Annotated in this window: 16 protein-coding genes and 1 pseudogene; 13 read left to right on the forward strand and 4 right to left on the reverse strand. The window is 45.4% G+C overall.

Annotation, left to right across the window (positions count from 1 at the left end):
• The first annotated feature begins 59 nt into the window (after positions 1-59).
• The gene (locus tag GXP69_RS09685) at positions 60-941 is read left to right on the forward strand and encodes a YicC/YloC family endoribonuclease (protein ID WP_163914818.1); all 882 of its coding nucleotides are present in this window, start codon (positions 60-62) and stop codon (positions 939-941) included.
• Between the two features lie 325 nt (positions 942-1,266).
• Positions 1,267-2,067, forward strand: a complete 801-nt coding sequence (locus tag GXP69_RS09690) for a M57 family metalloprotease (RefSeq protein ID WP_163914820.1) — start codon at positions 1,267-1,269, stop codon at positions 2,065-2,067.
• 842 nt (positions 2,068-2,909) lie between these two features.
• Here the strand turns inward: GXP69_RS09690 and GXP69_RS09695 are convergent.
• Together GXP69_RS09695 and GXP69_RS09700 are read right to left on the reverse strand one after the other, a co-directional pair.
• Entirely contained in the window at positions 2,910-3,986 is a 1,077-nt protein-coding gene (locus GXP69_RS09695) for a mannose-1-phosphate guanylyltransferase (protein ID WP_163914822.1), read from the reverse strand.
• Positions 3,987-3,996: 10 nt separating this feature from the next.
• Positions 3,997-4,968: a KpsF/GutQ family sugar-phosphate isomerase gene (locus GXP69_RS09700; RefSeq protein WP_163914824.1), complete on the reverse strand. Its 972-nt coding sequence runs from the start codon at positions 4,966-4,968 to the stop codon at positions 3,997-3,999.
• Positions 4,969-5,035: 67 nt separating this feature from the next.
• Here GXP69_RS09700 and recQ point away from each other — a divergent pair.
• Together recQ and purD are read left to right on the forward strand one after the other, a co-directional pair.
• Positions 5,036-7,199: pseudogene (gene recQ / locus GXP69_RS09705) on the forward strand (DNA helicase RecQ).
• 198 nt (positions 7,200-7,397) lie between these two features.
• Entirely contained in the window at positions 7,398-8,690 is a 1,293-nt protein-coding gene (gene purD, locus GXP69_RS09710; RefSeq protein ID WP_163914826.1) for a phosphoribosylamine--glycine ligase, read from the forward strand.
• A 69-nt stretch (positions 8,691-8,759) separates the two neighbouring features.
• On the opposite strand, the gene GXP69_RS09715 is transcribed toward purD, so the two are convergent.
• Positions 8,760-9,176, reverse strand: coding sequence for a BrxA/BrxB family bacilliredoxin (locus GXP69_RS09715; RefSeq protein WP_163915232.1), 417 nt, complete (start codon positions 9,174-9,176; stop codon positions 8,760-8,762).
• Between the two features lie 306 nt (positions 9,177-9,482).
• On the opposite strand from GXP69_RS09715, the gene GXP69_RS09720 reads away from it, so the two are divergent.
• Positions 9,483-9,836, forward strand: a complete 354-nt coding sequence (locus tag GXP69_RS09720) for a hypothetical protein (protein ID WP_163914828.1) — start codon at positions 9,483-9,485, stop codon at positions 9,834-9,836.
• 60 nt (positions 9,837-9,896) lie between these two features.
• Here GXP69_RS09720 and GXP69_RS09725 read toward each other — a convergent pair whose 3' ends face one another.
• Positions 9,897-11,789, reverse strand: a complete 1,893-nt coding sequence (locus GXP69_RS09725) for a BamA/TamA family outer membrane protein (protein ID WP_163914830.1) — start codon at positions 11,787-11,789, stop codon at positions 9,897-9,899.
• A gap of 229 nt (positions 11,790-12,018) precedes the next feature.
• Between GXP69_RS09725 and GXP69_RS09730 the strand changes: the two genes are divergently transcribed.
• The 8 genes from GXP69_RS09730 to GXP69_RS09765 all read left to right on the forward strand — a co-directional run bounded on the left by GXP69_RS09730 (position 12,019) and on the right by GXP69_RS09765 (position 22,486).
• Positions 12,019-13,284, forward strand: a complete 1,266-nt coding sequence (locus tag GXP69_RS09730) for a putative DNA modification/repair radical SAM protein (RefSeq protein ID WP_163914832.1) — start codon at positions 12,019-12,021, stop codon at positions 13,282-13,284.
• A 16-nt stretch (positions 13,285-13,300) separates the two neighbouring features.
• Positions 13,301-13,519 (forward strand): hypothetical protein, encoded by a 219-nt coding sequence (locus GXP69_RS09735; RefSeq protein ID WP_163914833.1) that lies wholly within the window; start codon positions 13,301-13,303, stop codon positions 13,517-13,519.
• A gap of 10 nt (positions 13,520-13,529) precedes the next feature.
• The gene (locus GXP69_RS09740; RefSeq protein WP_163914835.1) at positions 13,530-14,306 is read left to right on the forward strand and encodes a TIGR03915 family putative DNA repair protein; all 777 of its coding nucleotides are present in this window, start codon (positions 13,530-13,532) and stop codon (positions 14,304-14,306) included.
• Positions 14,307-14,469: 163 nt separating this feature from the next.
• The gene (locus GXP69_RS09745) at positions 14,470-14,838 is read left to right on the forward strand and encodes a hypothetical protein (RefSeq protein ID WP_163914837.1); all 369 of its coding nucleotides are present in this window, start codon (positions 14,470-14,472) and stop codon (positions 14,836-14,838) included.
• Positions 14,839-15,205: 367 nt separating this feature from the next.
• Positions 15,206-17,152: a DUF3857 domain-containing protein gene (locus tag GXP69_RS09750; RefSeq protein WP_163914839.1), complete on the forward strand. Its 1,947-nt coding sequence runs from the start codon at positions 15,206-15,208 to the stop codon at positions 17,150-17,152.
• A gap of 45 nt (positions 17,153-17,197) precedes the next feature.
• The gene (locus tag GXP69_RS09755; protein WP_163914840.1) at positions 17,198-19,159 is read left to right on the forward strand and encodes a DUF3857 domain-containing protein; all 1,962 of its coding nucleotides are present in this window, start codon (positions 17,198-17,200) and stop codon (positions 19,157-19,159) included.
• 75 nt (positions 19,160-19,234) lie between these two features.
• Complete coding sequence (locus tag GXP69_RS09760) at positions 19,235-21,130, forward strand: DUF3857 domain-containing protein (RefSeq protein ID WP_163914842.1); 1,896 nt, start codon at positions 19,235-19,237, stop codon at positions 21,128-21,130.
• A 48-nt stretch (positions 21,131-21,178) separates the two neighbouring features.
• Positions 21,179-22,486, forward strand: a complete 1,308-nt coding sequence (locus GXP69_RS09765; RefSeq protein WP_163914845.1) for an erythromycin esterase family protein — start codon at positions 21,179-21,181, stop codon at positions 22,484-22,486.
• Positions 22,487-22,567: the final 81 nt, after the last annotated feature.

Raw genomic sequence — 22,567 nt, forward strand, 5'->3', positions numbered from 1 at the left:
GGGTAACGTAAAAACAAAGATTTATAATTAATTTGCCGGAATACAATTACTATTATCCTATGTTGCAATCCATGACGGGCTTTGGTAGTGCCCGATTAGACACAGACCAATACAGCATTTCAGTTGAGATCAGATCGTTAAACTCTAAGAGCATGGACATGAGCGTGCGCCTGCCGCGCTTCCTGTCTGATAAAGAATATGAGATCCGGAACCTGGTGCAGAAAGCACTGGTGCGTGGCAAGGTAAGCGTAACTGTAGATTATGTTAAGAACAAAGCCCAAAAGGCCAAAAGCACAATAAACAAAGAGTTACTGAATACCTACTACCGCGAACTGAATGAGGCGGCCGATGTGGTAGGCGGCGCCAAGAACGACCTGTTCAGACTTGCCCTGCATATGCCCGATGTACTGCTGCAGGACCAGGTAGAGGAGGTTAATGGCGAAGCGGAATGGGAGCATGTACTGCCGCTGGTGCAGGCTGCGCTCAAGAATATTATCTGTTTCCGAAACGATGAAGGCAAGGCCCTCTCTGCCGAGATCATGTCATACATTGATAAGATCAGAATTCTGTTGGCCGAAATTGACAAGCATGACCCTGTACGTATAGAGCAGATCCGGAACCGCATCAGAAATCACATGAACGAGCTGGTATCGGCAGAGCATTTTGATGAGAACCGCCTGGAGCAGGAAATGATCTATTATATAGAGAAACTGGATATTGCCGAAGAAAAAGTACGCCTGATAAACCACCTGCATTACTTTACCGAAACCGTTTATTTGCCGGAACCTACCGGTAAAAAGCTGGGCTTTATTTCGCAGGAGATTGGCCGCGAGATCAATACAATTGGTTCAAAAGCCAACGATTCTGTTATTCAACATCATGTGGTAGAGATGAAGGAGGAACTGGAAAAGATAAAAGAGCAGATCAACAACATACTCTAGAACTATAGTTTAGACATAACAAGCAGCCTGCCGAAGTATAAACCGGCAGGCTGCTTTTGTTTTACACCTGCCCAGAACTATTAAGTGTGCCGCCCTTTGAACTCCAGCATAAAAAGCATGTTTGAACATGATATATAGTGTAATTTCGATGTTGGAACACGAACTATATTATAAAATTTATACTATTCGTTAGAATATGGTATAACCTTTATTAGTTTGAATATTTGTTGATGAGTGAATGTAAATTATTGGTTAATAGGCTTGTGCTTTACTATATAGTTTTTTACTTTACTTTCATGTTTAACTTTAACACCTTAAAAAATTTATGAAAGTAAATCGTTTACTTATTGTTGGCGCGCTGGTAGCGGCCTTCGGTTTCACATCTTGCCAGCAGGATGAAGAAATTGTAACTCAGGACACTGTTTCTGAAAGTGCATTAACTCAGATCGCTGAGCTGGGATTCTATAACAAGAATGTACAGAAAGTAGATGGCGGTTATGTAGTAGAAGGAGACATCTTCCTGTCTGAGGCTGACCTGACTGCTGCCCACAATACCCAGGCATTACGCGTAGGCGAGTCGGAGCAGTACCGCACTACTAATCTGGTAAATGCGGGTACAGGCCGTAACATCACCATCTCCATGGATGCTTCGTTGCCTTCGACTTACGTAACAGCACTGGATGAAGCAATTGCTCGTTACAATGCTGAAGGTCTGACGATCACCATGAGCCGCGTTTCTTCTGGTGGTAACATCCACATTAAATCTTCACCAAAAGGAGCACAGTACCTGGCATCAGCTGGTTTCCCTACAGGAGGTAATCCTTACAAGGAAATCCTGGTACAGACGAGATTTATCGGCAGCAACCCGAACCAGGGATGGTTTGCTACTATCCTGGCACACGAGATCGGTCACTGCATCGGCTTCCGTCACACAGACTATATGGATAGAAGCTACTCTTGCGGTGGTGGTTATGCTAACGAAGGCGCTTCTACAGTAGGTGCTGTTCATATCCCGGGTACGCCAACAGGGCAGGATCCAAACTCATGGATGCTAGCTTGTATCGGTAACGGCCAGAACCGCCCGTTCAACTCGAACGACAAAACTGCCCTGAACTACCTGTACTAAGCCTCAGAGCACCTAAAAACTACCTTAAAACAAACAGAAGCAGCTCCCGCCAACGCGGGGGCTGTTTTTGTTTTATAGCTGCCTGAAGCATCGGGAAGAAAGGTTTTCCCTGAGCCGCAGATTTATGGGTTGAGATGGATTTATTTGATTGGGTCTGGCTATTGCTGAAACTATAGTTTTATAGTTAAAATTTAGTTAACATTTTAACCCACCCCTACCCCTCCCAAGAGGGGAATTTCGGCTATAGTTATAGTTCGAACTATAGTTCTATAGTTTTAACTCGGTCTATAATTACAGACCGCGAACAGGACAGGTTTACCTGTCCCCTTGGAACTACTACCACAGAAAAGCCAAGCAACTATAGCTGTTCAATCAAACTATAGGTTAGCTATCGAAGGATCACAGTCTTTGGGTTGAGTGCCTTTGACTTGTTGCGGTGCCGTCAGGCAACCCGAGCGCAGCGAGGGTAGCAAGAAGGCAGCAGCGCGATGCCCAAAGACGGGGCCTCGCGGCCGTGAGTGCACCAAAGCAAGAGATGAAACTGTAGGCTTTTAGAGCTCCTAGGATGAAAAGTAACTATAGCACGAACTGCTTGTTCCCAGTGGCAACTATAGTTTGCTATAAGACAAATAAGATGTCTCGACTGACGCTCGACATGACAAAAAATAAACTATAGGACACATAAGTTGTCTCGACTGCGCTCGACATGACAGAAGGAAACTATAACACGCTAGAATAACTATAACCTAAGTTGGGTCACTACATTCCAAACCTTATAAAACAAAAAGAGCTGAAACAGCACTTCACTGTTTCAGCTCTTCTATAGTCAGATCGTTATAAACTTAAATATAATTCTGTCCTTTCTTATACTTGGCATCAGCTGTAAACTCCTTTACCTTCTGCTCTTCATCCAGCTTGCAGATCATCAGCACATTGTCGTGTTCGGCTACGATAAAACCTTCCAGGCCTTGTAGTACTACCAAACGGTTTTTCGGAGTTTTGATGATGCAGTTTTTGGTGTCGTAAAGCATCACGTCGCCATCCACCACGTTGTCGCTTTCGTCTTTGTTGCTGATAGTGTAAAGCGAGTTCCAGGTGCCTAGGTCTGACCAGCCGATATCGCTGAGTACTACGTACACGTTATCCACTTTCTCCATAATGCCATAGTCTATAGAGATGTTGCGGCAATGCGAGTAGGCTTTTGTAATGAAGTTAGATTCTTCGGCAGTATTGTATTTGCTGCCACCTTCTTCAAATATCTCCGAAACCTCTGGCAGGTGCTGGCGGAAGGCGCGAAGGATACTTTGTACGTTCCAGATAAAAATACCTGAGTTCCAGACAAAATCGCCGCTGTTCAGGAACATCTGGGCCAGTTCCAGGTTCGGTTTTTCGGTAAAGGTCTTTACTTTCTTAATTGGCTGGTCGCCATCCGCAATAAACTGGATGTAGCCGTAACCTGTATCCGGGCGGCTTGGCGTAATGCCCAGCGTAATAAGTACGTTATCAGAAGCAGCTGCATCCAGCGCTGTGCAGATAACCTGGTTGAATGCCTCCTGTTTCAGTACCACATGGTCTGATGGGGTAACGATCAGGTTTGCGTCCGGATTGATCTGTGCTATTTTGTAGGAAGCATAGGCAATACAAGGTGCCGTGTTGCGGCCTACTGGCTCAAGCAGAATCTGGTTGTCGCTAAGCTGGGGTAACTGCTCTTTTACCAGGTGCTCATAGTCTTTGTTTGTAACTACAAAAATGTTCTCGGTAGGGCAGATATCCTCAAAACGCTTTAACGTCATTTGGAGCATTGTTTCGCCGGTGCCCAGCACATCGTGAAACTGCTTAGGAAAGTTGGTACGGCTAATTGGCCAGAAGCGGCTTCCGATGCCGCCAGCCATTATTACCACAAAGGTATCGTTGTTCATGGGTGTTGTCTTATACAAGTCCTTCTTTCAGGAGGTCGTGCAGGTGCACAAAGCCTTCAAATTGTCCGGAGTTGGTTACAATTAATTGCGTTATATTTTTCTCCTGCATAATGGCCATCGCTTCAGCAGCGTATTGGTCTGGCTCTATCGTTAGCGGAGAGGCAGTCATAATATCAGAAGCTTTGATGCCTTCTGTCGACTCATATTTGTCCAACATACGGCGAAGGTCGCCATCGGTTATGATCCCGACCAGCTCATTCGAATTTTCTTTCACTACAGCCGTGGCGCCCAGTCTTTTAGAAGAAATCTCTATAATTATCTGGCGCAGGTTAGCGTTCTCAGTAACCCTGGGGGCCTGGTTTTGCTTATAGATATCCTCTACTTTCAGATACAGACGCTTACCAAGTGAGCCTCCCGGGTGCAAACGTGCAAAATCGGCGCTGCTGAAACCGCGTGCTTCCAGCAGGCAAACTGCAAGGGCATCGCCAAGCGCAAGGGCAGCTGTAGTGCTGGTGGTTGGTGCCAGGTTATTAGGGCAGGCTTCGCGCTCTACATTGGCATTAAGCACAAAGTCAGAGTTTTCGGCCAGGTAAGAATCCGTGCTGGACACAAGTGCTACCAGTTTGGAACCTTTGCGCTTCAGCAGGGGTACTAAAACTTTGATCTCGGGTGTGTTGCCACTTTTAGAGATGCAGATCACGAAGTCTTCGGATTGTATCATACCCAGATCTCCGTGTATGGCATCGGCAGCATGCATAAACAAAGCAGGGGTGCCGGTGGAGTTTAGGGTTGCTACGATTTTTTGGGCTATATTAGCACTTTTACCAATACCGGTCACAACTACGCGACCTTTTATGTGTAAAATAGCTTCGACGCATTTTTCAAAATCTTCGTCGATAAAATCTGCCAGTCTGGCGATTGCTTCGGCCTCAGATAGTAAGACTTTTTTTGCTATTTGGGTTATATTATTAATCAGATTCAAGTTAAATTTGTGTTAATGTACGCTTATTTGAGTACGTTGCAACTTTATTAATTTTTGCAGGAATTACATGTCAGTTAAAGAGATCAATCTCAAGAACAAATTAAAGGAAGTTTTTGGGTATAATCAATTCAGAGGCAACCAGGAGCTGATAATAAACAATATTATCAACGGGAAAAACACCTTTGTGATTATGCCTACAGGCGCCGGCAAGTCGTTGTGCTATCAACTGCCTGCTTTATCGCTTCCGGGCACGGCTATAGTTATATCGCCGCTAATTGCGCTCATGAAAAACCAGGTAGACCAGTTGAATGCCTTCGGGGTAAATGCGCACTTCCTGAACTCTACGCTGTCGAAGGCCGAGATGAATAAGGTGAAGAAGGAAACCCTGGCCGGTGAAGTAAAGCTTTTGTATGTGGCTCCGGAGTCGCTTACAAAAGATGAAACACTGGAGTTTCTGCGTGCTTCTAACATCTCGTTTGTAGCTATAGATGAGGCACACTGTATCTCGGAGTGGGGGCACGACTTCCGCCCGGAGTACCGCCGCATCCGTGGTATTATAGACCAGATCGGTAACCTGCCAATTATAGCCCTTACAGCTACAGCCACGCCAAAGGTGCAGCTCGATATACAGCGCAACCTGCAGATGGATGATGCTTCGGTGTTCAAGTCGTCGTTTAACCGTACCAACCTGTATTACGAGGTACGCCCTAAGCATAAGACCAAGAAGCAGGTAATTAAATACATTAAAAAGAACAAAGGCAAGAGCGGTATTGTGTACTGCCTGAGCCGTAAGAAAGTAGAAGAGATAGCTGAGCTACTGCGCGTAAACGATATTAAAGCGCTGCCTTACCATGCCGGTCTGGATGCCAGCATACGTATGGCCAACCAGGATGCCTTCCTGAACGAAGAGGCTGATGTGATTGTGGCAACTATAGCTTTTGGTATGGGTATCGACAAGCCGGATGTGCGCTTTGTAATTCACTACGATACACCGAAATCTATAGAAGGTTACTACCAGGAAACAGGGCGCGCCGGTCGCGATGGACTGGAAGGTAACTGCCTGATGTTCTATAGTTACGACGACATTGTAAAGCTTGAGAAATTTAATAAAGATAAGCCGGTAACCGAGCGCGACAACTCAAAGCTGTTGCTGCAGGAAATGGCCGCCTACGCCGACTCTGCCGTTTGCCGCCGCAAGCAGTTGCTGCACTACTTTGGCGAGGCTTATGAAAAAGACTGCGGTTTCTGCGACAACTGCCTTCACCCGAAAGAGCGGTTTGAAGCGCAGGAAGAAGTGGTGAAAGCCCTGAAAGCAGTAGAGCAGACCGGAGAGCGTTTTGGGATAGAGCACATTACTGCTGTACTTACAGGCCTGCGTAACCAGCATGTAAGCAGCTACGAGCACGATAAACTGGAAGTATTTGCAGCAGGCAAAGACCAGGATGTACAGTTCTGGAGTTCGGTACTGCGCCAGGTGTTGCTGTCTGAGTTCCTGGAGAAGGACATTGAGAACTTTGGCGTTGTGAAGCTGACAGATAAAGGCAGAGCGTTTATACAGAAGCCACACCCTATCGAGCTGACGAAAGACCACAACTTTGAGCAGGAAGTAAAAGAAGACGAGGAAAAAGAAGAAACACAGGCCCAAGCTACTCTTCGACCTGTTGAAAAACCTGCGCAAAAAGCTGGCAAAAGAGAAAGGCCTGCCGCCATACGTGCTGTTCCAGGATCCGTCTTTAAAAGAGATGGCTACTGTTTACCCGACTACCAAAGAAGACCTGGCGCATATTGCCGGCGTGGGTATGGGTAAGGTGCAGAAGTTCGGTAAGCCGTTCCTGGATATGATCACGAAGTATGTAGAGGAGAACGACATTGTAACTGCCGCCGATGTGGTAGTGAAAACTACAGTTAACAAGTCTAAGATCAAGATCTACATTATTCAGCAGATAGATAAGAAGGTTGACCTGGAAGAGATCGCGTCCTCTAAAGACCTGACCATGCAGGAGCTGATTGAGGAGATTGAGCACATCTGCTACTCCGGCACCAAGCTGAACCTTAACTACTATATCAACAGCATTCTGGATGACGAGCGCCAGGAGGAGATTTACGACTACTTTATGAATGCCAGCACCGACAACATCGGGGTTGCGCTGAAGGAGTTAGGTACCGATGATTACACGGAAGAAGATCTACGCCTGATGCGTATCAAGTTCCTGAGCGAGTATGCAAATTAATTGTTACTTGATGATCGCTGATAATTTTTCAGCATAAGTATAGCTAAAAGCCGTTGTAGTAATACAGCGGCTTTTTTGTTTCGAAAGGGTATAAGCCTATAGTTGCTCAACTATAAAACTATAGTTTGTGCTGCATGGGCAACTATAAATCTTTAACTTCGCAGCAGGGAGTACAGCAATCAACAATTAGCAAAAACTATGAACGTACTGATAATTGGGTCCGGAGCCCGTGAACATACCATCGCCTGGAAACTGAAGCAGAGCGAATACTGTGAAGAAGTATTTGTGGCACCCGGTAATGCCGGAACTATGGCCTATGGCACCCACGCCAGTGTTAACATTCACGATTTTGAAGAACTAGCCAAGTTTGCTACCGACTTCAATATTATGATGCTGGTGGTGGGTCAGGAGAACTCGCTGGTAGAAGGCATTCACGATTATTTTCAGGAAAAAGAGTACCTGAAACATATTCTGGTGATCGGGCCTAAAAAAGCCGGTGCTCTGCTAGAGGGTAGCAAAGATTTCTGTAAAGCATTTCTGCAGAAGTATAACATCCCGACTGCCCGCTACAAAACCTTTACCGAAGAAAATTACCGCGAAGCTGTAGAATACCTGCGCAACCATAGTTACCCGGTGGTGCTGAAGGCCGACGGACTTGCTGCCGGAAAAGGCGTTATCATATCGCATGATTTTGAGCATGCGCTGGATGCCCTGGAAGATATGCTGCGCAACAACCGATTTGGCAAAGCAGGTAGTAAAGTAGTGATTGAAGAATACCTGCAGGGTATTGAGGTGTCTGTGTTTATTTTAACCGATGGCAGAGAGTATGTATTGCTGCCCGAAGCCAAAGATTATAAGCGCATAGGCGAAGGCGATGCCGGACTTAATACAGGTGGCATGGGAGCAATTTCGCCGGTGCCGTTTGCCGATGAGGTATTTATGCAGAAGGTGAAAGAGCGCGTAATAGAGCCAACTATAGCCGGTCTGCAGCAGGAAGGTATAGACTATACCGGTTTCCTGTTTATCGGGTTGATGAGCGTGAACGGTGAGCCTTATGTAATTGAATATAACGTACGCCTCGGCGACCCTGAAACTGAAGCCATTCTGCCGCGCATTAAATCAGACTTGTTCGAGCTGTTCAAATCGCTGCACGACCATACCTTGGGCAGCTATCAACTGGAAGTAGATCCGCGTACGGCTGCTACAGTATTCCTGGTATCAGGTGGCTATCCGGAAGGCTTTGAGAAAGGCAAAGAGATCTCAGGCCTGGATAAGGTAAGTCCGGATGTGCTGGTGTTTCATGCCGGTACCAAAAAAGTGGACGATAAACTGGTAAACAGCGGCGGACGCGTGATAGCTGTAACAGCCCTGGGCGATACGATGGAAGAAGCACTGGCTAAAGCAAACCAGGCCGCCGAAACTATAACCTGGCAAGACCGCTACTACCGCCGCGACATTGGTTTTGACCTACGTCAGGCGCGTGTACAGTAACTATAAACTATAGTAACAGAAAAGGCCGGTTGCAAAACCGGCCTTTTCTGTTGTTAAGCAGCGCTATAGTTAGCAGTATGCTTCAAATGCACCTTTCAGGTTATCAACAATGCGATTAAGCTCGTTGCCCTCAATGTGGTAGCGCTCGATCATGTGCACCAGCTCGCCATTCTTGAAAAGGGCGATAGATGGAGATGATGGTGGGTAAGGCAGCATGAACTCACGAGCCTTGGCAACGGCATCAGCTTCCATGCCGGCAAAAACCGTAATCAGTTTATCAGGCTTCTGGTCAGCAGCAGCAACAGCCATTTTAAGAGCAGGACGCGCTTTAGAGGCCGCGCAACCGCAAACAGAGTTAACTGCTACCAGTACTGTTCCCTCTTTAGCAGAAAGTACTTGCTCTACTTCTTCAGGAGTCATCAGTTGCTCAAAGCCTGCAGAGGTAAGGTCCTCGCGGATCGGGGCAACCATATATTCAGGATACATTCCCATAATCGGTCTTATTTAAGAGTAAAACTTGAATTGCAAAGGTACAAAACAATTAACACATACTAAAGGCGCAAAGTGCCATCCCGGTAACAGCCCAACTATAGTTAGCTACATGGTTGTAATAGTAAAGAATTGCATTGTTTTATGAAAGAATGCAGCTGGTAAAACTCTTTTTGAACTTGTAAGTATATGGAGCCATGGGGATAACGTAGCCCGATGATTTTCTGAGCTCCTGGCCGGATTATAATAATTCTGTCAGCCTGTAGAGTCAGTTGTGTAAGTATCATCTAAACCTCTGCAATTATGCTGCAAGCACATCACCCTTCTGTGAGCCAGCCACAGGTTCGCTACTTTTACATGTCTGCCTCCGATAGTAAGGCAGCAGAGATCATTGCTATAGTTAACAGCGACGCTGATGTAATCCGGATTCCGGTCCCGGAAGAAGATGTGATACTGCAGGCATTTTTTCAGCGCGATGTTACTACATACGAGACTGCCCGGTTTGGAGAAGCCGCAACATGGCGCATCTTTAACTCCTGGGAAAAGCTGGAAACCGACCATGCCAGGTACAATGTTTGCCCTGATGTGCTGGAAATGCTATTGATATGCAAAGCAGCCATGCCACTGCAAGAGCAATACACTATGGCCAAAGTCTAAACTCACAAACTTTAGCTTAACGCCCGCTCTGCTTTTAACCTGTAATAATTAAGAAAAGGATCACCTGAACTCTGCTACACCGGGGCGCTCAAAACGGAAGTCGGTAAAGTCGTAGTATGGGCGTGATACCGGATATACTTTAAAGCCTCTGATGTCTTCGTTCGCTGGCAGGCGCGGGTAAAAGTTGAACAGGATCTGGATGGTGCTGAACGACAGATATTCGTTACGGAAGCGGAGGCCGAAACCCAGAGCCGTGTAAGGTTTGTTCTTTAAAGGACTTGTTTTGTTACCCGCCGATAACCAAGCCACATCTGCAAAGGCAACGGTTGCCAGTTTAAAGCCCAGAAAAGAGAAAGGCGTGTAAAGGTTTGCCTCATAACTCAGGGTAACACGCTTGCTGCCTCGCAAAAACTCAGAGTTAAAACCCCGAAGGCCATCGTTGTTGTTGATCGTAAGCAGCTCTTCCGGGTTGCGGTTTATGCCAAACGTAGCGCGTGTTTGCAGGAAGTGGCGCAGTTTCCAGTTACCGTTCTCATACAGCCTGGTAAAGTACAACGATTGCAGCTCCATAACGCCTTGCTCCCAGTTGCTGTCCCTGATAAAAGACCCGTAAGAAACGTTGGCATAAAAGTAGCCTTGGTTGGTGCGGTAGCGGGCAAAGGCTACAGATGCACCCAGGTACCTTCTGCTATATAACGTGCCATTTTCATAGCCAGCCGTAACCGACACAATGCTACCCGTTGGTATATCTTCTGTTCTACCAAAACCAAACAAGTAGCGGTCCTTAAAGTATTTACGCACACTATAGCCTATGCTTCCCAGGTACAGTTGGTTGCTCTGGTAATTCTCGGTAGGAACGGTGTTATAGTTGGTGTTAATGATGCGTGCACCTATAATCAGGCGGCCGCGCGGCTCGTATCCCAGGTTGTATGTCTTAAACTTAAAGGCACGGCCAAGCCAAGCATCGTGTCGGGTGTATCCTAATTTACCGTAGGTCGGAATCGTGTCGGCGTTGGCTGGCGGAAGCAGAATACGCTCCTCGATCTGGCTTATACCGGCGGCGCCTGCATAGCGGGTATTGGTAGCATAAAAGTCACGGTGCAGAAAAGCGCTTTTCTCGCGGTAGTAGTTCTGGTCTATATAAGCAATGTCGGCGGTGATATATGAGCGGCCTATGTTCTCTATACTATAGCGCCCGGCAAATTCCCACGGTCGCGGGGTGTCCTGCTTATTAAACCGATATGTTACTTCAGGCTGATGCCCCAGTCCCAGAAAGTTAAGCTCACGCAAAGTTATCCGACCTGAGCCGGACGAAGGCGTGAACGAGCCAGAGCCTCCCAAACTGAATACATCTTTTGTAACCACGATCACATCAAGGCTATCGTCGGTTGTGGTGCGATCATCAACTATAATCCGGGCATCCAGAATGTAATCGGTCTGGCGCAGCAATCGCTCCGATTCTACCAGTGCAAGTGGCTCCAGAATATTGTTGCTTTCGAACAGCAGCTTGTTCCGAATCAGGCTTTTCTTGGTTTTGGCATGAAAGAAGTTACCTGTTTTCTCAAGCCAGTTCCGAGGCGTTCGGGCAGTATCCTGAATAGAATAACCAAAAGCATCCAGCGATATAACCTCTATGTTGCGCACAACCTTATAGTTATGGCGTTCATATTCGCGCTCTATCAGCTCAGCATCCAGGTTCAGAAGAGGTTCAGTTTCCGGGGTAAAGTCCAGTATGGCGCTGAGTAGCTTGCCCATGATGGTTTTCCGCTCCGACAGCTCTCGCAGGTTCTGCATCACGCGGTCCTCAAAGCGGCGGGTAGTGTCGCTAACTATAGTTGTGTCTGGCTTTGTTACCGGTTTTTTCTGAGCCATACCTTCCTGGGCGAGTAACAGCAATAAGCCCACTAAAAGCAGGCAAAGCAGCAGGCGACAAGAAGGGTGAAGGTGAGGCATAAAATAACTCAGGTAGCGCAAATGGCTTTTATAGCCATCTAAGATAACGTTTTTTAGGTGCAGTACAGTTACAGCATTTGGGAAAATGAATTGCAGAGTTTGTATACTAAATAATTTAGTATAAAATGAGTTGTTGATAAAGGTGTGAATAAATATTTGCTAAAAAAGTTAGGTGTGTTACTAAAGGTGTAGTATCTTTAAAGCGTTAATGAAGAATTAAGTACCGCAAATGAACGAGAAGATAACAGAGAAACTAAAGATATTAGCAGATGCTGCCAAGTACGATGTTTCCTGCTCGTCGAGCGGTGGGAAGCGTAAGAATACGAACAAGGGGCTGGGTAACGCCGAAGGCATGGGAATATGCCATAGTTATACCGAAGACGGCCGCTGTGTTTCCTTGCTGAAAATCCTGCTTACTAACCATTGCATTTACGATTGTGCTTACTGTGTTACCCGCAAAAGCAACGACATTAAACGTGCAGCTTTTACGGTACAGGAGGTAGTGGATCTGACCATAAACTTTTACCGCCGCAACTATATCGAAGGCTTGTTCCTGAGCTCTGGTATTTTCTCTAACCCGGACTATACGATGGAGCGTTTGGTACGCATCGCTAAAAAACTGCGCCAGGAAGAAAAGTTTAACGGCTACATCCACCTGAAAACAATACCTGGTGCCAGCGACGAATTAATAAAGGAAGCCGGATTGTATGCCGACAGGCTGAGCGTGAACATCGAGCTGCCATCAGAACAGAGCCTGGTTAAGTTAGCGCCCGAGAAGAATTATACTGAGATACTGCTGCCAATGAGTAACATCAGCCAGCAGTTAGTGCAAGCCAAAGAGGAGCAGAAACTGTTTAAATCTGCGCCATCATTTGCACCGGCGGGTCAAAGCACACAGCTTATAGTTGGCGCTTCCGCAGAGAATGATCAGCAGATTCTGCAGCTCTCCAGTGATCTGTATAAGAACTATAGTTTAAAGCGGGTGTACTACTCTGGCTATGTGCCGGTAAGCGCAGATAACCGGTTGCCAATTATCACGGAGCCGCCCATTATAAGAGAGAACCGCATTTACCAGGCCGACTGGCTGATGCGCTTTTACGGGTTTGACGTGAAGGAAATACTGGATGACCAGAATCCGCACCTGGACCTTGACATAGATCCGAAGCTAAGCTGGGCACTGCGCAACCGCCATGTATTCCCCGTGGAGCTGAATACAGCAGATTATGAAATGATACTACGTGTGCCGGGAATCGGTGTGAAGTCGGCGAAGAAGATTGTATCGGCGCGCAGGTTTGCTGCGCTTAATTTTGAGCACCTGCGCCAGATGGGAGTGGTGCTGAAGCGGGCGAAATACTTTATCACCTGCAACCACAAAAGCCTGCAACCTTACGACTTCGACTCACAGCGCATCCGGAATAAGATTTTGTTTGGAGATGGAGCCTTACGCAGTCCGTTGCTAACGCAGCAGCTGGATCTGTTTAAGCAGGTGGGATGATAAACCAACTATAGTTATGGCACAGCAATATAAAACCGGTGCTACAAACCAGGAAACTGAAAAACAAAAGATAAAAACGATCAAAGTAAAAGTGATGAGAAAGAACAACAAAGTTGCCCGCGTATCCTGCTACTGCAAACTAAACATGCTGGTGCCTCACCTGCAAAGCCTGTCATCGGCCAGAATGCAAAACGATAACAAGCAGGATAAAGCCCGCAACAACAGCAATCACTAAACTATAGTTTATGTACTTCTATACCTACGACGGCTCTTTTGAAGGACTGCTGACGGTGGTGTTCGAAGCCTTTGAGCGTAAAGCCTGGCCTACTGCCATTGCGCAGGAACAAGTTGCGCAGCCGGTTATTTTTGGGGAAACTATAGTTGTAGTTACCGACGAAGAAAAAGCACAGAGGGTATGGAAGGGGCTGGGAAAACGATTGTCTGAGGCGGCACTGCACCAACTATACCACACCTATTTGTGGGAGCAGCAAGGCTTTGAGCAGATTATTTTCGACTATATAAAGCTTGCTTTCAACAGCGCGCAAACTATAGAAGGCAACTATACCGCACCCTGCGTATTACAGGTGCAGCAGGCAGCAAAACAGGTGCACCGCGAGAAGCACCGTATGGAAGCCTTTGTACGTTTCCAGAAAACCACGGATGAACTCTATTATGCACACATAGAGCCTGACTTTAATGTGCTGCCGCTCATTATCCGGCATTTTACCAAACGCTACGCCGACCAACGCTGGGCTATTTATGATACCCGTCGGTGCTACGGCGCTTTTTATGATCTGCAATCCACACAGTTTATAACACTGGATGTAGCTCCCCGTAAAGGGCTGGGTGTGCTGCCCGAGTCGGCTGTGATGGAAGAAGAACATACCTATAAACAACTATGGCAGGTGTACTTCGATCATGTCAATATTCCGGAGCGCAAAAATCCTAAACTACATCTGCGCCACATCCCAAAGCGTTACTGGAAGTACCTTTCCGAAAAGCAGCCAAGAAGGCTGGCGTAGCTCTGCCAGAAATTGGCTAAAAAATTGTACAAAGCTGTAACATATCCTGTACGTTTTACGTAAGCATAGCTATATATTTATTAAGAAACAAGCTGCAGCAGGCCTGCAGTGGCCTTTGTAGCAGAATGTTATCATAAATAGCTTAGCTAAAATTTTTGCACTTATGAATGCACGCGTACGTAAAAAACTTATTCAGGTAGCCCGGGGCAGAGCCAGTCAGCTTACCTTTCAAAACTTAATTTACGAAGCCGAGCTTGGGCTGAATTTAGACAACAATTACGAGAAGGCACAGCTTACAGAAGTGATTGACGAGATCTCGGAAGAAGAGCATGCAGAAGGCAGGCCATTATTGAGTGCGCTGGTTAGTACAAAAGGGTACAAAAATCAGGGCGATAACTTTTTCAGGCTGTGCGAACGGCTTGGATATGGTAACTGGCGCGAACTTAAAAAGAATTCAGAGTTTCTGGAAGAACAGCGCAAAGCATGCCGGGAGTTCTGGCAGGATAGAGAAAACTTTCAAACCTACCTATAGTTAGACACAGAGCGGCAGGCCTTTTTGCTCACCCTTGGCTGTCGCTCTGTTTTTCATTTTATAGCGCTATCACTGAACAGGCAAACTGCCTGTTTTTTTTATGCCCAAATATATTCAGAACACCAGACGTAGGATAAATTATACTTTGCTATAGTTTAAAAATGTACTGGCAATAAATAGTTTGATTTTGTACAATTCTGTGGGCGGTTACGCGAGATCCGGAGAGCTAACAAGCTAAAAACAAATGACATAAAATTATTAGTTGTATAAAAATTATAGTTTAATTTGTATAATAATACGGCTATATAAGTGATTGCTTAAAGTCGGATATTATACCAAAATCGAATTAAACAATTTTTAGCCGCTAATGAGAACAAGCTTTACCCTTGCAGTCACATTTCTTTTTACCTTACTTTTTACTTGTTCGCACAGAGGTTACGCTCAGGTAGCCAAATTTGGTGAGGTTAGTACCAAAGAGCTTTCGATGCAGCACTATCCGCTCGATACTGCCGCCGAAGCTGTTATCCTTTTCGACAAGGCCTATACAAAATTTGGAGCCAGAGGCGTATCTACAGAACGTCATATCCGGATTAAAATCCTGAAAAAGTCCGGCTATGATTGGGCCAATTTTAAAGTGCCCTACCTGGTGAAAGGCAGTGTGGCCGGTATAAAAGGGTACACATATACACTGGAGGATGGCGTAGTACAAAAGACCAAGCTGGATCTGAAAAATGCTTTCGACGAGAAGTTTTATGAAGATTGGTATGTAAAGAAATTTACAATGCCTAACGTAAAAGAAGGCTCTGTGATTGATGTTGAATTTACGACCTATCTGGCAGCAGCATTCTATAACTTACCTGCATGGGAATTTCAGCAGACTATACCTACAGCCTGGAGTGAGTACCATGCTGAAATACCTGAATTCCTGACCTACAAGTTTCTGATGCAGGGCTATCATCCGCTTTATTACTCAAATAAGGAGAACAAAGCATCCGGTTCTACAAACTATAAAAACTTTCAGTACACCTGGATTATGAAGGATGTGCCCGCCCTGAAAGAGGAGAGCTTTATCACAACACTGAAAGATTATCAGACCAAAATTGAATTTGAACTACAGCAGATACGCTACCCCAGAGGCACACAGCAGATATCAGGGAACTGGGATGAAGTAACAAAAGGCTTATTGCAAAGCGACCGTTTTGGTGTTCCGATGAATAACAAGGGGGCCTTTAAAAATATAGTTGTGGGTTTAGAAGCTCAGACTAAAGTGCCGGAAGACCTGGCTGAAAAGATTTACCACCATGTGCAAGGCCACATGACCTGGACCAAAGGGAACGGATTTGGTACAAGCAATAACACATTACGAAAAGCTTATGATGAAGCGAAAGGAAATGTGGCTGATATAAACCTGCTACTTGTTACAATGTTGCGCGAAGCCGGATTTGATGCCAACCCGGTGCTGGTGAGCACACGCGAAAACGGAAGGCCACCGAAAGATTCGCCTCTGTTATCAAGGTTTAACTATGTAGTGGCACATGTTGTAGTAAATGGTAAAGAGTTTTTGCTAGATGCTACAGAACCATTAGCTCCTTTTGGGATGCTACCACCACGCGCTTTAAACGACGAAGGCCGCCTTATCAAAAAAGATGCTGGTCGCTGGGTAACACTTAATCCTAAAACCCGCTCTCAGTATGTAGCTATCGAGGCTGTCTTCTCTCCGGAAGGAAGTCTGCAAGGCAAGTTAACAGAGTCAGCTGACGGGTATTATGCTTTAGAACTACGTAAAAAAATATCTGAACAAGGGGAAGGTAAATTTGCAGAAGACCTTACAAGGGAATTAGGCAATTATAGTATGAGTAAGCCCACGTTCGAGAATAATGAGAAAAAGAATCAGCCATTCCTGATAAAATATGATATCAGATCCACTGGCACCGGGCAGAACCAGGACATCATTTACTTTAACCCACTATTGGGGTTCGTTAAGAAAGATAACCCGTTTAAACTGGAGGAGCGCCTGTATCCTATCAATTTTTCATGGCCCAGTGACGAAACAATAATTGCAAAATATACTATTCCGGCTGGTTATGTAGTTGAGGAAGCACCAAAAAGTGCTGTAATTACATTGCCTGAGGAAGGCGGCAAGTTCACTTTTATGGTGCAACAACAAGGCAACCAACTCCAGGTTATGAGCCGCATCAATTTAAATAAGACTTTGTTTTACGTTGAGGAATATACTTATCTGAAAGAATTCTACAACCAGATTATAGCAAAGCAGGCCGAACAGATCGTGCTGAAGAAAGCAGCAGTTAACTAAAACGCTTTAGCAGACAGAATTTTCCACCTTTTTTATCTATAGCTTATGAGAGCAACATTTACCCTTGCATTTTTACTTACCTGCTGCTTTGCCCTGGTGGGAGCCGGAGCCTTTGCTCAGGGTGCCAAATTCGGCAAGTTGTCTGACGAGGAACTGAAGATGACCAGTTACCCGCAGGACACTGCAGCCGATGCCGTCGTGATCTCGGATATTGGATATACTAAATTCTCCTTTGGCCATAAAACACAGATAAAAACAGACCGTCACATCCGCATTAAAATACTGAAGAAGTCCGGGTACGACTGGGCAAACTTTTCGGTGCCTTACTACATCAAGAGCGCAGATAAAGAAAAGGTGATTTCAGTAAAAGGTTTTACCTACAATATGGAGAATGGGCAGGTTCAGAAACACAAACTGGAAGCTAAAAGTGTGTTTGATGAACAGATGAGCGAGAACTGGTTTACAAAGAAATTCACGATGCCTAACGTAAAGGAAGGATCTGTGATTGAAGTGCAGTATACCATTGTATCGGATTTTGTGTACAACATGCGCGAATGGGAGTTCCAGACAACGATACCTACTATGTGGAGCGAGTACCGCGCTGAAATTCCGGAGTACTTCGACTATAAGTTCCTGATGCAAGGCTACCAGCCGTTGTATAGCCAGGGACGAAACAATGTGGCGACCTCTACACCTGAGCTGATTAACAATGCCTACACCTGGACCATGAAGGATATACCGGCGCTGAAAGAAGAGAAGTACATTACCACCATGCGCGATTTCCAGTCAAAGATCGAGTTTGAGCTGCAGCAGGTTAAATTTCCGGGGCAGGCACCACGCCAGATGACAGGTAACTGGCAGGACGTTACAAAAGACCTTTTAATGAGCGACCGTTTTGGGGTGCAGCTTAACCGCAGCGGTTACTATAAAAACGAGCTGGCCGCCATTACAGCTCAGAACAAAACAAAGGACCAGCAGTTGCAGGCAATCTACAACCACGTAAAAGACCGCATGACCTGGAACGGGAAATATGGCTTCCTGGCGACCAACACACTTCGCAAAGCCTATGACACCAGATCAGGGAATGCAGCAGATATTAACCTGATGCTGGTAGCTATGTTACAGGAAGCATCGTTCGACGCGAACCCGGTACTGGTAAGTACCCGCAGCAATGGTCGCCCGCCAAAAGGATCGCCGCTGGTAAATAAGTTTAACTATGTGGTAGCACATGTAACTGTAGATGGAAAAGAATATGTGCTGGACGCTACTGAACCTTTGATGCCGTTTGGCATGCTGCCAGTAAGAGCGCTGAACACCGAAGGCCACCTGATCAAGCGTGACGGAAACCGTTGGGTAAACCTGAAGCCATCAAACTACTCACAGTTCATATCTTCTGAAGTAACCTTTACTCCGAATGGCGAACTGGTTGGTAAGATAACAGAATCTGCAGGCGGGTATTATGCTTTGTCGTTGCGCAAAACGCTTTCAGAAGAGGGAGAGGAGAAATTCTCTGAAAGGCTGACTCGTGAAATAGGCAACTATAAGCTGGGTAAACCAACCTTTGAGAACAACGATAAACTGAACGAGCCTTTCATGATCCGCTACGACATAAGCGCTGCCGGTACCGGACAGCTAACGGATATCATTTACCTGAATCCATTGCTGGGTTTCGGTGAAAAAGAGAACCCGTTTAAGCTGGATGAGCGCATGTACCCTGTAGATTTTGCCTCTCCAATTGATGAGACCATTATCACGAAATATACTATACCAGCAGGTTATGTAATAGATGAAGCTCCGAAAAGTGCTGTTGTTACATTGCCGGAGAATGGGGGCAGGTTTACATTTATGGTGCAGCAAAATGGTAGCGAACTACAGGTAATGAGCCGCCTGAATATCAACAAGCCGGTATTCTACGCCCCTGAGTACAAGCAGCTGAAGGAGTTTTACAACCAGATTATTGCCAAACACGCCGAGCAGATTGTACTTAAAAAGGCACAGGCAAACTAACATTATATAAATTTAAAAACCTGTAACGGCTTACCCGGCTGTTACAGGTTTATACATAATTAATCAACCTGTTTTATGAAAATCAAACTGGCTCTGTTACTGCTTATGTTGTGGCTGACCCTGCCGCTTGCAACTATAGCTGCCCGCACCACCGATCTTACCAAAGGTGCCAACGTGGTGATCAACTCCGAAGAAACTGTTTTTACAGTTAACTCGCCCGGCAACGCAACTACTGTTTATAAAGTCAACATCACTATCCTGAACGAGAATGGGCTGCACCGTGCCAAAGTGTATGTGCCCTACGATAAGCTATCGAAGGTGAACCATATTAAAGGCACCTCTTACGATAGAAATGGCAAGAAAATAAAATCGCTGAAGAACAGCGACATTATCGATATCAGCGCTGTTTCGGGTGGGTCGTTATTTGAAGATAACCGTGTAAAAATAGCGGATCTGACGCATACCATGTACCCGTTTGTGGTAGAGTTTGAGTACCAGACTACCTCTACCAACATGATGTTTTATCCGCGCTGGTTGCCTCTTGATGAGGAGAACCTGTCGGTAGCAAAATCAGTGTTTACGGTGGTAATGCCTGCAGGCATGAAGATGCGCTACCGCGAGCAGAACCTGCCGAGCCCGGTAACTATAAAAAGCGAAGCCGGTAAAGAAGTATACACCTGGCAGGTAAATAACCTAACGCCGTTTAAGGTAGAACCTTACATGCCAACCTTTACAGAACTGGTGCCTGTAGTACATACAGCACCCATCACGTTTGAAGTACAAGGTTACGCCGGCGACATGAGCACCTGGCAGAGCTACGGCCACTACATGAACAAACTGAACGCCGGTAGGGGAGAATTACCTGAAACAACTAAAGCAAAGCTGACTGCGCTGGTAGCCGATGCCAAAACAAAAGAAGAGAAAGTAAAACGCATTTACCAGTACCTGCAAAGCAACACCCGTTATGTTTCGATACAGTTAGGAATTGGAGGTTGGCAGCCTTTTGAGGCTACTTTTGTAGATAGCAAAGGCTACGGCGACTGTAAGGCACTTACCAACTATACCCAGTCTATGTTGAAAGCAGTCGGCATTGAGTCGTACCATGCCCTGATACGTGCCGGAGATGATGTGGCTCCTATAATGGAAGACTTCCCGAGCAGCCAGTTTAACCACGTAATCCTTTCGGTGCCGATGGAGCAGGATACACTATGGCTGGAGTGCACAAGCCAGATCGAATCGGCGGGTTACTCCGGTAGCTTTACCGGTAACAGAAAAGCCCTGCTGATTACACCGGATGGCGGCAAGTTAGTGAGTACGCCAACCTATACTGTCAATGAGAATACGCATCACCGCACTGTCAGAGTAAAGCTGGATGAGAAAGGAAATGGCGTAGCTACAGCGCACACGCGTTACACCGGCCACGACCACGAACCATATGCCCGCCTTATACAGTCAGCTTCGCCGGAAGACCAACGTAAGTGGTTATACCGAAGCATTAGCATTCCTTCTTTCGAACTGAATAAATTCTCGATCGATCTGAAAAAAGACATACTGCCCGAAGTGACTGAAAAGCTGGAGCTGAGCCTGCGCCAGTGTGCCACCATTAGTGGCAAACGCATGTTCCTGACACCAAACCTGATGAATAAGTGGAGCAGCACGCCAAACCAACTGCAAAACCGCCAGTGGGATGTGGTACGCAGAAAGGCCTACACCGAAGTTGATACCGTGATTTATGAATTGCCTGCTGGGTATGCATTAGAGCATAAACCCAATAACACAGAGTTTAAATCTGACTTTGGTTCGCTTAAGACAAACATAGAAGTAGACGGACAACAGATAAAGTTCGTGCGCACGCTCCAAATAAACGACGGCCGCTTTAAGCCCGAAGCTTATGCCAAGATGCTGGAGTTTATGAACAACATTGTAAAGACAGACGCGCAGCAATTGGTATTTGTAAAGAATATACCATAGGTCCGGATTCTGGGATACTGCCAACTATAGTATAGATAATATCCTTTAATGAAAGAAAAGAGAATTAGTAAATCAACTTTTACGCTGGTTGTATTTCTTTTGGCTATTGTCTCGTGGCCAACCTATGGGCAAAAAGAAGGCAAAACAGCAAAAGCAAATAAAGAATGGGTTGCATATGCTCAGAAAGCAACTATACCTATTTTAAGTAGGGAGTCTGACGATTTTACAGACCTGATGTTCCTGAAGGAGCAGATCGGGAGCAAACGCATTGTATGGCTTGGGGAAAATGCTCATGATATCAATGATAATAATTTGCTTAAATTCCGTCTGATTCGTTTCCTGCATCAGGAGATGGGCTTTAGAGTGGTGGCGTTTGAAGGAGGTGTTTCTAATTGCGGTCTTGCTAATATTAACAAAGACTCACTTAATGGTATGCGACTCCTTGTTCACTCTGTGATGGGCTATTGGCGTGTGAAGAATAACTGTCAGCTTTTTGATTACTTAAAGGGAAGTACGATGGAATTTGCAGGCTTCGACCCAAACAATAATGCCCTCTACCTGCCAAGAGAGTATTATCACCAAATGTTTCCTGCCAATAGTTCTTTAGCAGATATGTATTATGAAGCAGATAGTCTCCACACTCATTATGCTTTAGAAAGGTCGCAATACTTCCACTCGGGTAAAAACGATAAGAAGACTGAGGAAGTCTTAAACCAAAGACAGAAGGAGTTACTTATACAGTACGATGCTGTCTTATCTGAGATAAATGGAAAGTTTAGACAGAACGGAATCACTGAAGGGCAACAAAGAATTTACCAAAAAGCAATTGCTTCAAGGCAACTGGTGTTACGTAAACCAAATGCATTAACTAAGGATGCGGAAAAATTCCATGTAACTAATGCAGAAAGAGACGACATTATGGCTAAGAATTTGGAGTTTATCGCTGACTCTCTTTACCCCGATCAAAAAATAATTGTTTGGGCACACAATGGACATATCAGCAAAAGAGGATATCACAGTCATGATGCTGTATCTATGGGAAGTTTCTTGTCGCCTGTACATAAAAGCCAATCTTTTGTAATTGGATTCTATACTTCCACAGAAAACCTGAAGTCAAAAACTTTTGATAATAGTTTAGAAGCAATTTATTCTCTCACAGATCATAAAACAGGCTATCTTCCAATAGAGAAGCAAATCCCTGTCACGTCTCAGAATGAATGGCTTTATAAAACTATAAGAAATGCTTATGCTTTAAAGCCAATGCCTCTTGCGGAGTTATATGATGGAATAATATTTATGAATGGAGTAGAAAAAAGTAAGTTGATCCCATTTAACAAAGAATTTAGGTGCGAATAGAAAGCTTTTCTATAATAACATCTATCAGGTGTTGAAGTTAGCCCAAGGCCAGTTAGATTGTTGTTATCAATCCATAAACAC

The organism is Pontibacter burrus (assembly GCF_010686685.1).
Taxonomy (GTDB): Bacteria; Bacteroidota; Bacteroidia; order Cytophagales; family Hymenobacteraceae; genus Pontibacter; species Pontibacter burrus.

Coding starts and splice junctions, on each gene's coding strand:
- GXP69_RS09695 (WP_163914822.1), bottom strand. CDS start 3,986: ATGAACAACGATACCTTTGTGGTAATAATGGCTGGCGGCATCGGAAGC.
- GXP69_RS09715 (WP_163915232.1), bottom strand. CDS start 9,176: ATGTATCCTGAATATATGGTTGCCCCGATCCGCGAGGACCTTACCTCT.
- GXP69_RS09685 (WP_163914818.1), top strand. CDS start 60: ATGTTGCAATCCATGACGGGCTTTGGTAGTGCCCGATTAGACACAGAC.
- GXP69_RS09765 (WP_163914845.1), top strand. CDS start 21,179: ATGAAAGAAAAGAGAATTAGTAAATCAACTTTTACGCTGGTTGTATTT.
- GXP69_RS09760 (WP_163914842.1), top strand. CDS start 19,235: ATGAAAATCAAACTGGCTCTGTTACTGCTTATGTTGTGGCTGACCCTG.
- GXP69_RS09755 (WP_163914840.1), top strand. CDS start 17,198: ATGAGAGCAACATTTACCCTTGCATTTTTACTTACCTGCTGCTTTGCC.
- GXP69_RS09745 (WP_163914837.1), top strand. CDS start 14,470: ATGAATGCACGCGTACGTAAAAAACTTATTCAGGTAGCCCGGGGCAGA.
- GXP69_RS09750 (WP_163914839.1), top strand. CDS start 15,206: ATGAGAACAAGCTTTACCCTTGCAGTCACATTTCTTTTTACCTTACTT.
- GXP69_RS09725 (WP_163914830.1), bottom strand. CDS start 11,789: ATGCCTCACCTTCACCCTTCTTGTCGCCTGCTGCTTTGCCTGCTTTTA.
- GXP69_RS09730 (WP_163914832.1), top strand. CDS start 12,019: ATGAACGAGAAGATAACAGAGAAACTAAAGATATTAGCAGATGCTGCC.
- GXP69_RS09720 (WP_163914828.1), top strand. CDS start 9,483: ATGCTGCAAGCACATCACCCTTCTGTGAGCCAGCCACAGGTTCGCTAC.
- purD (WP_163914826.1), top strand. CDS start 7,398: ATGAACGTACTGATAATTGGGTCCGGAGCCCGTGAACATACCATCGCC.
- GXP69_RS09740 (WP_163914835.1), top strand. CDS start 13,530: ATGTACTTCTATACCTACGACGGCTCTTTTGAAGGACTGCTGACGGTG.
- GXP69_RS09690 (WP_163914820.1), top strand. CDS start 1,267: ATGAAAGTAAATCGTTTACTTATTGTTGGCGCGCTGGTAGCGGCCTTC.
- GXP69_RS09735 (WP_163914833.1), top strand. CDS start 13,301: ATGGCACAGCAATATAAAACCGGTGCTACAAACCAGGAAACTGAAAAA.